9 protein-coding genes and 1 pseudogene are annotated in these 10778 nt (G+C 59.6%); 7 read left to right on the forward strand and 3 right to left on the reverse strand.

Translation table 11 applies throughout. The annotated features are described in order from the left end of the window. Positions 1–1274: Ni/Fe hydrogenase subunit alpha (locus tag ADADOO_RS13555; protein ID WP_511278033.1), on the forward strand; the 1274-nt coding region annotated here is incomplete at its 5' end. Continuing rightward, positions 1271–1762: a hydrogenase maturation protease gene (locus ADADOO_RS13560; protein ID WP_511278034.1), complete on the forward strand. Its 492-nt coding sequence runs from the start codon at positions 1271–1273 to the stop codon at positions 1760–1762. The genes ADADOO_RS13555 and ADADOO_RS13560, both read left to right, overlap by 4 nt. 61 nt (positions 1763–1823) lie before the next feature. Here the strand turns inward: ADADOO_RS13560 and ADADOO_RS13565 are convergent, their stop codons facing one another. Together ADADOO_RS13565 and ADADOO_RS13570 are read right to left on the reverse strand one after the other, a co-directional pair. Beyond that, the gene (locus tag ADADOO_RS13565) at positions 1824–2942 is read right to left on the reverse strand and encodes a phosphoserine transaminase (protein WP_511278035.1); all 1119 of its coding nucleotides are present in this window, start codon (positions 2940–2942) and stop codon (positions 1824–1826) included. Further along, entirely contained in the window at positions 2939–4150 is a 1212-nt protein-coding gene (locus ADADOO_RS13570; protein WP_511278036.1) for an ATP-grasp domain-containing protein, read from the reverse strand. Before ADADOO_RS13570 ends, ADADOO_RS13565 begins: the two co-directional genes overlap by 4 nt. 149 nt (positions 4151–4299) lie before the next feature. Here ADADOO_RS13570 and ADADOO_RS13575 point away from each other — a divergent pair, with 149 nt between their 5' ends. The 4 genes and pseudogenes from ADADOO_RS13575 to ADADOO_RS13590 all read left to right on the forward strand — a co-directional run bounded on the left by ADADOO_RS13575 (position 4300) and on the right by ADADOO_RS13590 (position 8217). Continuing rightward, complete coding sequence (locus ADADOO_RS13575) at positions 4300–4986, forward strand: 2-phosphosulfolactate phosphatase (RefSeq protein WP_511278037.1); 687 nt, start codon at positions 4300–4302, stop codon at positions 4984–4986. Positions 4987–5128: 142 nt separating this feature from the next. Next, positions 5129–6115, forward strand: coding sequence for an HlyD family secretion protein (locus ADADOO_RS13580; protein WP_511278039.1), 987 nt, complete (start codon positions 5129–5131; stop codon positions 6113–6115). Between the two features lie 6 nt (positions 6116–6121). Then, a pseudogene (locus ADADOO_RS13585) lies at positions 6122–7507 on the forward strand (ATP-binding cassette domain-containing protein); the annotation flags it as partial. Between the two features lie 305 nt (positions 7508–7812). After that, on the forward strand, positions 7813–8217 hold the full coding sequence (locus tag ADADOO_RS13590; protein ID WP_511278040.1) for a hypothetical protein: 405 nt from the start codon (positions 7813–7815) through the stop codon (positions 8215–8217). Here ADADOO_RS13590 and ADADOO_RS13595 read toward each other — a convergent pair. Further along, on the reverse strand, positions 8186–9007 hold the full coding sequence (locus tag ADADOO_RS13595; RefSeq protein WP_511278041.1) for a hypothetical protein: 822 nt from the start codon (positions 9005–9007) through the stop codon (positions 8186–8188). The two genes, ADADOO_RS13590 and ADADOO_RS13595, sit on opposite strands and share 32 nt — an antisense overlap. Positions 9008–9583: 576 nt before the next feature. Here ADADOO_RS13595 and ADADOO_RS13600 point away from each other — a divergent pair. Beyond that, positions 9584–10771 (forward strand): site-specific integrase, encoded by a 1188-nt coding sequence (locus ADADOO_RS13600; RefSeq protein ID WP_511278042.1) that lies wholly within the window; start codon positions 9584–9586, stop codon positions 10769–10771. Positions 10772–10778: the final 7 nt, after the last annotated feature.

Below are 10778 nucleotides of genomic sequence, written 5' to 3' on the forward strand. Positions count from 1 at the left end.
GGGAAGTCCCGGTCATGGTCCAGCGCCTGTGCGGCATCTGCCCGGTGTCGCACCATCTGGCGGCTTCCAAGGCGCTCGACGTCATCGTCGGCGCCAAGAAGCTCACGGCGACGGCCGAAAAGATGCGCCGGCTCATGCACTACGGCCAGATGCTGCAATCGCACGCGCTGCATTTCTTCCACCTCTGTTCGCCCGATCTGCTCTTCGGTTTCGACAGCGATGTGACCAAGCGCAACATCGTCGGCGTCGCCATGGCCCATCCGGAAACGGCCAAGCGCGGCGTGCTGCTCCGTCGGTTCGGCCAGGAAGTCATCCGCGTCACGGCCGGCAAGCGCGTCCATGGCACGGGCGCCATCCCCGGCGGCGTCAACAAGGCGCTGACGGTGGCCGAGCGAGACGAGCTGCTCAAGGACATTTACCACATCGTCCAGTGGTCGCGCGACGCCGTGCAGCTGATCCAGAAGGTGCACACGCAGGACCCCGGGCTGTACAACAGCTTCGGCATTTTCCGCTCCAATTTCATGTCGATTGTCGGCAACAACGGCGACCTCGATTTCTATCACGGCACGCTGCGCGCCCGCGACGACAACGGCAAGATCATTTTTGACCACGTCGATTACCAGCAATACAACCAGTACATCGAGGAAGAAGTCCGGCCGTGGAGCTACATGAAATTCCCGTTCTTCAAGTCGCTCGGCAAGGAGCAGGGCTGGTACAAGGTCGGCCCGCTGGCCCGCGTGCAGAACTGCTGCCAGATTTCGACGCCCTTCGCCGAACACGAGCGCCGCGAATTCGTCGATTACGCCGGTGGATCGCCGATGCACGCGCCACTCGCCTACCACTGGACGCGGATGATCGAGATGCTGCACGCCGCCGAAGTGATCAAGGAATTGCTGCACGATGACGATCTGCTCGGCAGCGACCTGGTGGTCCAGGGCGAGCGCCAGTCGGAAGGCGTCGGCGTCATCGAGGCCCCGCGCGGCACGCTGTTTCACCACTACCGCGTCGATGAAAACGATCTGGTGACGATGGCCAACCTCATCGTGTCGACGACCAACAACAACCAGGCGATGAACGAAGCCATCCGCCACGTCGCCCGCCGTTACCTGCACGGTCACGAAGTGACCGAAGGCCTGCTCAACCACATCGAAGTCGCCATCCGCGCCTTCGACCCCTGCCTGTCCTGCGCCACGCACGCACTCGGCAAGATGCCGCTTGAAGTCGAGCTGGTCGATCCGCAAGGCCGCATCGTGCATTCGCTGCGCCGTTCGTGAGCGCACCCGTCGTCATTTTCGCCATCGGCAACCCGAGCCGCGGCGACGACGCCCTCGGGCCGGAATGCTACGGTCAACTGGAAAAATGGCTCGAAAATGAAAACCTGGCCGAGCAGTTCGAGCTGATTGAGGATTTCCAGCTGCAGATCGAACACGCCCTCGACCTGCAAGGCCGGCAACTCGCCCTGTTCATCGACGCCGGTGCCAGCACCCCGGGGCCATACACCTTCCAGCGCATCGCGCCGGCCACCGGCGCCGCCTATACGACGCACGAACTACCGCCGGCAGCGGTGCTCCAGGTTTATGTCCAGACCGAAGGCGCCGAGCCACCGCCGGCCTTCGTGCTCTGCATCAGCGGTGAGCAGTTCGAGTTGGGCGAAGGGCTCAGCCCGGCTGCTGAAAAGAACCTGCGGGCGGCCTTCAATGTGCTGCAAACGCTCTGCCGGAAGGCGCAACTTTCGGAATGGGAGAGGGCGGCACGCGCCTGAAGGCGATTTCGTTTTTGGGTGTTTTTTAGGCTTTGAGTTGTAAACCCGGTTGACCGTGGGGTCAGACAGTGCGCTGGCGCGATCTGAAGTCGGTTATGAAATCAGCCAGCTTTTCGACCGCCGATAGCTGAAGCCCGTTATAGAGCGAGGCCCGAATGCCGCCAATGCTGCGGTGTCCGGCCAGGCCGGAAAAACCGGCGGCCAATGCGTTGGCGATGAATTCCTTCTCCAGCACCGGGTTTGGCAGGTTGAAGGAAACGTTCATCCTGGAACGGTCGGCGCGGGCGGCTCGCCCGGCGTAGAAGCCATCGCTGTCGTCGAGGACTGTGTAGAGGGTATCGGCTTTCCGGGTATTGATCGCCTTCATCGCCGCCAGACCGCCGATTTCGTCGCGTAGCCAGCGGGTGACCAGCAAGACGACGTAAATGGAGAAAACCGGCGGCGTGTTGTAGATCGAATGGGCGTTGATCTGGGTCCGGTAGTCGAGAAAACCGGGCAGATTGTCCGGGGCATCCTTGAGCAGTTCATCCTTGACGACGACCACGGTAACGCCGGCCGGCCCGATGTTCTTTTGCGCATGGGCGTAGATCATCGAAAAGCGGTCGAATTCGCCTGGTGCGGAAAGGAAATCGGACGACATGTCGCAGACGCGCGGCACGTCGTCACGCCCGAGAACCCGGTGAAACTGGAGCCCTTCGACGGTTTCATTGGAGATGTAGTGGAGGTACGGGGCGTTGGCGTGGAAATCCATTTCCTCGTCGGCGGGCAGGCGCCCGAAACTGCAGGATCTGCCGCTCCAGACCACGCGGACGGGGCCTTCGCGTTGCGCTTCGGGCAGTGCTTTGCCGCTCCAGTAGCCGGTGTGCAGGTATTCCGCCGGATCTGTCTTGCCGGCCAGCAGGGTCATCGGCAGCATGGAAAACTGCTGTGTCGCCCCGCCTTGCAGGAACAGGACGTGATAGCTCTCCGGGAGGCCAAGCAATTGCCGGATATTGGTTTCCAGTTCGGCCACCACGGCGGCAAACCAGTCGGAGCGGTGGCTGATGCCGAGTATCGACAGCCCGACTTCCGGTACGGCCAGGATCGCTTCCTGAACCTGTTGCAAGACGCTTTCCGGCAGCGCACCCGGGCCGCCCGAGAAATTCAGGCTATTTAGCAGATTGGTGTGCTGCCGGGTCATTCGACGGTTTCCGTGGTCAGGCTAAGGAGGCAGTCTTCAAAAGCCTGCCTGACCTTGCGCATATGGACTTGCTTGTAGGGGAACAGGTCTTCCGGATCCATCGCGTGTACCACCATGACGTGGTCCATTTCAAAAATCAGCAACTGACCGTCCTGCGTTTCGGCGCAGTCGATGCAGATGTAGTCGAGTTTCGAGCGCTGATAAATGCTGGTCAAAGCCGCCTTGTGGCGTTGGGCGAAGGCGGCAAAGCTGTCCATGAAACGGGCCTCTTCGGCGCGCTTCTCGGCATTTTCATACATCCCGGCGTTGAGATAATGAATCATCCAGTGCGCCGAAATGCCCATGTGGCAGGCAAAGGGTTGGCCGGCAATCAGGGCGACGCGGAATTTTCGGAACAATCCGTCTGCGCTGCTGTAGTCGATGAAGCGCGACAGGAAAAAACTTGGCTCATTGACCTTTGAGAGGTAGTCCGTGACCCCCTGAATATCATCGATCCTGGCCAGGTCACGCCCCGCTTGCGAACCGACCGGGCGCAGAATGATCGGGAACTGGCAACCGTCAAAAACATCGTTGATCGGCATTGCGCCGCGAGCAATGGCTTGCACCGCATCCCGGCCAATCTGGCAAGTCGGTGGCATGAGCAGCCCGGCTACCTGCTGCAACAGCGCGCTGGCCGTATCGCGGGCGGTGTTGGGAATGTGTTGTGGCCCATTGATGATCGGCTTTGGCCAATCCTTGAGCAAGTGAGTCAGCGCTTTGAGGGTTGGCGAATTCGCTTCCGCATCGCAGATGGCCACCAGCAGGGCATCGTGTTCGGGAATGCATTTCGGCAACGGTGCCTCTGCGCTGGCATAGTAATAGAGCAGGTCGATGTCACAGCCTTCCAGCAGGCAATCGATTGGCGTGTTTTCAGCAATGTCGCCGGCCACCATCAAAACCAGCAGGCGCAACCGGGCGGGCTGGATGGCGGCGGGAATCCGGTAGGAGCGCTGCATGTCCAGGGCCTGCCCCTGAATCAGCAAGCCATGTTCCCTTTGTCCAATGCAAAACAAAGCGGTCGAGAGGTTCAGCCACAGGTTTGCATTGGCCTCATCCTGACCCGCCCTTTCCAGCAAGGCCTGGGCAACCGGCCGAAGATCGTCGCCGGCAATGTTCAGGCGAAGGAAGGGGGCAAGGCCAAGGTAGGTGGTTTCAGCGGGATGGGGCATGTTGTTGTCGCTCGAAAGGCGTGCGGGCTGGCGCTGGCTGGGAAAAGGTCGAAAATACTAACATGTCGGGCGTTTGACCCGGCCGGTTTTGCCGTGAGTCGCGCCTTGTGGCTATGCTGGCACTTCCGAGCATGCCGGCCTTGCTTCCCATGAAAATTTCCCGTCTCTTTCTGAATCGCTTGCAGAACCAGCCGATTGTCAGCGATACGGTCGTCGTCATTGACGTTCTGCGCTCATTCACGACGGCGGCGGTCGTCCTGGCGCGGGGGGCCGAGGCCATCTATCCTGTGGAGCGCATTGTCGAAGCCACGGCGCTGTCCGGACAGCTCGATAACGTCGTGTCGATCGGTGCCGTCGGCGGCGGCGATCCGGTCCCCGGCTTCGACTTCGGCAACTCCCCTTCGCGGCTGATGCAGGCCGACCTGGCCGGTCGCCAGGTGGTGATGACGGCGGCGGCCGGTGTTCGCGGTCTGCAGCGCTGTCGCCTGGCGCGCCGGCTGTACGCTGCCAGTCTGGTCTGTGCCCGGGCAACGGCCCGGGTAATCCGCGCGACCGGGGCCGATGAGGTCTGCTTCGTCATCACCGGCGAATGGGTCGATCGCGACGGCGACGAGGACATCGCCTGCGCCGATTACATCGAAGCCTTATTGTGCGGCGCTGCGGTGGCGCCGGACGAGTTCGTTCAGCGCGTCCGGCAATCCGATTTCGGGCAGCGTTTTACCGCCGGCACCTGGCCGAACCTGCCACTGGCCGACCTCGATATTGCCGCCCACGCCGATCTCTTCGACTTTGCCATGCCGGTGCGGCGTGAAGGCGAGCGTCTGGTCATTCGCTGAGGTCTTCTGGACGACCTCTTTCCCGCTGTCGGCCGGCGTCGCCGCGAATGGCACAGTCTTATCCGAGGTGGGCAGATTGAAACTGGAAGCCTATAATCAAACCACTTAATGACCGTTAGGTCAGTAATTTATTGGGTGCACCATGAACCGTTCCCGCCTTGGCAAGATTTTGCTTTTTGCCCTTTTTTTCGGGTTGACCGTAGCCATCGGTTTGTACCTCTATCAGCAGCGCCCGGCCGGTTTGCCGGCTGGCTTGGCCTCCGGTAACGGGCGGCTGGAAGCGACCGAAGTCGATGTCGCCACCAAGATTGCCGGGCGCCTGGCCGAACTCGGACCGCGTGAGGGCGATTATGTCGAGGCCGGGGCGGTCGTCGCCCGGCTCGATGCCGACGATCTGCGCGCCCAGTTGCAGGCGGCCGAGGCGCAGATTGTTCAGGCGCAACGCGCTGTCGACCAGTCGCGGGCCGCTGTGCGCAAGTCGCAATCCGACGTAGCGCTGGCCGGCAAGACGCTGCAACGCTCCGAAGATCTGGTTGGCCGGGGCTTCATCAGCCGCAGCAAGCTCGATGTCGACAAGACCGGCATGGATGGCGCGCTGGCCGGCATGGCGCAGGCCAGCGGCAAGGTTGGCGAATCCGATGCGGCGGTGGTGGCGGCGGTGGCCAAGGCGGAAAGCCTGCGCGTAACGCTCAACGATACGTCCCTGAAGGCGCCGATTGCCGGCCGCGTCCTCTACCGGCTGGCTGAGCCGGGCGAGGTGCTGGCCGGCGGCGGCAAGGCGCTGACGCTCGTGAATTTGTCCGACATGTTCATGACCCTCTACCTGCCGGCCGACAAGGCAGGCCAGGTGGCGCTGGGCAGCGAGGCGCGCATCGCGCTCGACGCCTTGCCGGGACAGGTGATTCCGGCGACGGTCAGTTTTGTTGCGCCAAAGGCGCAATTCACGCCGCGCGAAGTCGAAACCCGGAGCGAGCGCGAAAAGCTCATGTTCCGCCTCAAGGTCAAGCCCGCGGCGGCCTGGCTGGCCGCCCATCGCGATCTGGCCAAGGGCGGCATGCCCGGCGTTGCCTACGTGCGGCTCGATGCCAGCGCTACCTGGCCGGCCAATCTGCAGATCGACGGAAAGTAAAACGCCATGGACCGCCCGCCGGTCGCCCGATTGTCTGGTGTCAGCCATCGCTACGGCCCCGTCGTCGCCCTGGCGGCGGTCGATATTGCCCTGCCGGCTGGTCGCATGGTCGGCCTGATCGGGCCGGACGGCGTTGGCAAGTCGTCGCTGCTGGCGCTGATTTCGGGGGCGCGGCAGATTCAGGCCGGGCAGGTCGAGGTGCTCGGCGGCGACATCGGCAACCGTCATTTCCGGGCCACGGCGCAGCCGCGCATTGCCTACATGCCGCAGGGTTTGGGCAAGAATCTTTACCCGACGCTGTCGGTCTTCGAGAACGTCGATTTCTTTGGCCGCCTGTTCGGGCAGGGCAAGCGCGAGCGCGTCCGGCGCATCGATGAACTGCTGACCAGCACCGGTCTGCTACCGTTCAAGGACCGCCCGGCGGCCAAACTGTCGGGTGGCATGAAGCAGAAGCTGGGCCTGTGCTGCGCCTTGATCCACGACCCCGACCTGCTCATTCTCGACGAGCCGACGACCGGCGTCGATCCGCTGTCGCGGCGCCAGTTCTGGGCATTGATCGATGCCCTCCGGGCCAGCCGGGACGGTATGAGCGTGCTGGTGGCGACGGCTTACATGGAAGAGGCTGAGCAGTTCGACTGGCTGGTCGCGATGGATGGCGGCAAGGTGATCGGCACCGGCACACCGGCGGAGTTGCGCGCGCAGACCGGGCAGGCGACGCTCGACGGGGCGTTCATCGCCTTGCTGCCGGCGGAGCGCCGGCAGGCCCATCACGAACTGGTCATCCCGCCACGCGTTGGCGCTGGCGGCGTGTTTGCCATCGAGGCCGAGGGGCTGGCGCAGCGTTTTGGCGACTTCACGGCGGTCGATCACGTCAGTTTCAAGATCGAACCGGGCGAGATTTTCGGCTTTCTCGGCTCGAACGGCTGCGGCAAGACGACGACAATGAAAATGCTGACCGGCCTGCTGCCGCCAACGGAAGGCGAGGCCAAACTGTTCGGCAAAACCATCGACGCCCGCGACCTCGAAACGCGCAAGCAGGTCGGCTACATGTCGCAGGCTTTCTCGCTGTACGGCGAGCTCAGCGTCGCCGCCAACCTCGATCTGCACGCCCGGCTGTTCCATCTGCCGAACGCCCGGCGCGGCCCGCGCATTGCCGAACTGATGGCGCGTTTCGGGCTCGCACCCTACGCCGACAAGGCGGCGGTCGATCTGCCGCTCGGCATCCGCCAGCGATTGTCGCTGGCCGTCGCGGTCGTCCATGAACCGAAGCTGCTCATTCTCGACGAGCCGACCTCTGGCGTCGACCCGGTGGCGCGCGACGAATTCTGGGCGCTGCTCGTCGAATTGTCGCGCCAGCAGGGGGTCACCATTTTCATTTCGACGCACTTCATGTACGGACAAGTTCTGCACTGAAAACGTAACTGTGCAAGTAATGCTCAAATGGACGGCATGTGCCAGGTGAGATTCCAGCGTTGCCGCTACACAAGTAGGCATCGGAATTAATTCAGGCGAAGTTGGCGAGCTGCCAACTTCAGCGGCCACGCTTTTCCTTCCCTCAACAACTCGCTCTTGAGCTTTCCTATAGGAAAGCGACGAAGGGGTGACGGCCAGCTTGGCTGTCACCCCTTCTTTTTCGTTCCTATCTAACAACACAAAACCGTTCAAGCCGGCTATTCAACAACCATCAGGAGATAAATATGAGCTTTGACCCTGACAATCTATTGGTTTCTCTTGGGCATTTCGCAGCCGCAGTCGCAAAGAGCGCACACCCGCAAAAAAATACGTTCTTTCCAGTCCTTGGAGCCGAATGCGACAATTTTTACATTCAGATTTGTGAAGGTACGGATTTCATTGGCCGCAAGGTGCATAAGATCATCCATGTCGACATTGACGTGAATAACTTCCGGATCGGCTCCCCTGATGGGGTCGAAATTACGGTTGCCGTTCCAGACGCGGCGCATTTGATCGCCTTGCTGTCATTGCTCCAACAGGCGTTGAATGCCTCTCAAATCAAAATTCACCATCCTCTAGACGACTATGGTGATCACCTTCCGCACTGGGAATTGGCACTTATGGCCGCTTCGCCTCAAATGCCTTCTTGATATAGAGATGATCGAAATTTTGGATTGGTACGACTAGGCTGCCAGCTTGAACGCCTGGCAAGCCATAGGCGTACCACCGAATTTCCGTGCCCGTTTCTTCGAACGATCCCAGCTTTTCAAGCAATGCCAAGTGAGATTGCGGAGAACCGGATCCGATAACTGTCTGATCGATCTGTATCCGGAATGGCAATGCCTCTCCCCGCAATTTTCCATCCGTCTGGCTTTCGATCGCCAACCCATTTACGCTGCTAACAACCAGTCCCTTGCCATGATAAATGCGTTTGAACTTCCAATTTAGAAACGTCGGGCCACGAAACCCGTCGTCGTAAGTGGTCGTATCCTCCAGCCGAAGTGGCATTGAACCAAGCACCTTTTTCATTTCGGCTTTGATTTTGGCCTGATCCCAATTTCCTTTGCCGGCCTGCTTGTATATCTCCTTAATTTCGATGTCCCGTGCCTCAACAATAGATCGGAGCAAATAAGTTTTGGGAATAGGCTTGCCGAGAGAACTCGCTTGGCGCCTTCTGGCAGTGACATCAGCAATGCTCGGAGAAGGGACATTTAGGGTTGCAGGGTCAGCACTGGCGCGATATTCGCGCTGAGGTGGTCGATCAGACAGCGCTTCCGGGATGCCCATTCGGCGCGGTTTATAGTGGGCACGCGGCAGCTTTCTGTCGGGCTGCTCCACATCAAGCGGCTCGCCCTCGCAATCGAACAGGTGCTTGCTATCTCTAGCGGCAAAGTGGGGAGACCGTGAGAGCTCCTCGTCCGAATAGATCAGCATGGCCACCAAGGGAATGTCACAGAATGGGCAAAAGAATTCGGAATGTCTCTCCCCGTACTCCAGGTAGAGCTCACGATACTCCCAGGCGCTAATCGCTACGCCACCTCGTTCTGTTGCTCCCCATCCCGACATTTACAAGGCTCCTTAACCATATGATTTTCACTAATCCGGCAGCTGGCAATACAGCGGCATTTCGCTGACTACAAATGAATGCCGGATCTTTGTTACTTCAACCTTGGACTTCTAACAAAAAAACCAATTGACGGATAGTTGCCTATTGGCTCCCTCCACGGCGGAAGCAACGAGAGAAAGACAGGCCCGACGCGCTAGCAGATTAGTACATTCGTTTCTGATTTATCTGTTCGGCTTACTTCGGTACGTCGCCGCCAGCCGTTCTAAAGAATTTTCAGAAATAGGGTAGGCGACTCTATATCTTGAGTATCACCTTGCAACTCATCAGGAATGCGAAGTGATCTATCCCAAACTGCAAAGCCACCGCAGCGCGCGGCTTGAGCTCAAATTTGCGAGCCAACAAAAGAGACCGATCGGGACCATCTGCACCCTTACGCCGGGAGAAACGGAATGACAAATTCCTTTCGCCACAAAGTTGTTCTCCCGGCCTGTGTCATCACCGAAGTTTGCCAAGAGGGGACTCCCGGCAGCACCCTGCGCAAAATTCCTGCAATTGATGGGCGCCCGCCAGTCACCTATCACTTCCGACCCATTACTGACGATGATGGCGTCGTTGAGTCCATGTATAACCTTTTCCCGGTCATCCTGGATGGGAAGGGGGGGCCTTGGGATATCGCGATGATCTATCTGCTGTCGCGATTGGAAGGTGTGTCACTTCCCAATATGACAACCTTTCACAGCATCGCTGACGACCTGGGAGCCTTCAAAGCCTTTCTGGATGAAAAAGAAATCGACTTCACTGATTTCCCTCAGAACAAGCAGAAACGACCAACCTACCGGTATCACGGCTATCTGAAACAACAGATTTTTGCTCGCACAATTCGTGCGAGGACCGCCAAAAGGCGCATGGGATGTGTTATCGCCTTTTATCGTTGGCTGATTCGGGAACGAATCATCCCCATCCGGCATGATCCTTGGGAAGAGCGCGAGTATTACCTCGAGTTCAAAGACTCAGTCGGATTAAGCGCCACCAAGAAAGTCGTCACGACCGATGTGTCGATCAAAGTACCCAAACAGGACGATCCGTTCGATGGGTCAATCAACGACGGCGGAAAGCTGAGGCCAATGCCGCCTAACGAGCAGCACTGGATCATTGAGGCTTTGGCCCATTTCGGCAACAGCGAAATGACCCTGATGCATCTTTTCATGCTCCTGAGCGGCGCGCGAATTCAGTCGGCATTGACTCTGCGTGTCCGGCATGTACAGCTCGAGCTACCTGATGGCCTGAAGGAGGTACGAATGGTCGCCGGACCAGGGACGAACATTGATACCAAATTCGATAAATCGATGACTTTGTGCGTACCGCGGAAACTGTACGAATTGCTGCGGACCTATTCGTATTCTGAGCGCGCCCAGCGGCGACGCGCTCGGGCGCCTGGTGGCGACACTGAGGATCAGTATCTGTTCTTGACCCAACACGGCGCGCCGTTTTATCAAGCCAAATCCGATGCCCTCACGTTTGATCCCAGCTTTGACAAGCGGCATCAAAAGCGGGGCCAAGCAGTTCGACAATTTCTGACCGACTACCTGTGCGGTGGTCCCGGTCGTTTGGACAGCCACCGGGCAGGAATAAGCTAAGGCCGGT

The organism is Azonexus sp., from assembly GCF_036170495.1.
GTDB lineage: Bacteria > Pseudomonadota > Gammaproteobacteria > Burkholderiales > Rhodocyclaceae > Azonexus.

Coding starts and splice junctions, on each gene's coding strand:
- ADADOO_RS13575 (WP_511278037.1), top strand. CDS start 4,300: ATGAAAATTTCCCGTCTCTTTCTGAATCGCTTGCAGAACCAGCCGATT.
- ADADOO_RS13580 (WP_511278039.1), top strand. CDS start 5,129: ATGAACCGTTCCCGCCTTGGCAAGATTTTGCTTTTTGCCCTTTTTTTC.
- ADADOO_RS13590 (WP_511278040.1), top strand. CDS start 7,813: ATGAGCTTTGACCCTGACAATCTATTGGTTTCTCTTGGGCATTTCGCA.
- ADADOO_RS13565 (WP_511278035.1), bottom strand. CDS start 2,942: ATGACCCGGCAGCACACCAATCTGCTAAATAGCCTGAATTTCTCGGGC.
- ADADOO_RS13600 (WP_511278042.1), top strand. CDS start 9,584: ATGACAAATTCCTTTCGCCACAAAGTTGTTCTCCCGGCCTGTGTCATC.
- ADADOO_RS13570 (WP_511278036.1), bottom strand. CDS start 4,150: ATGCCCCATCCCGCTGAAACCACCTACCTTGGCCTTGCCCCCTTCCTT.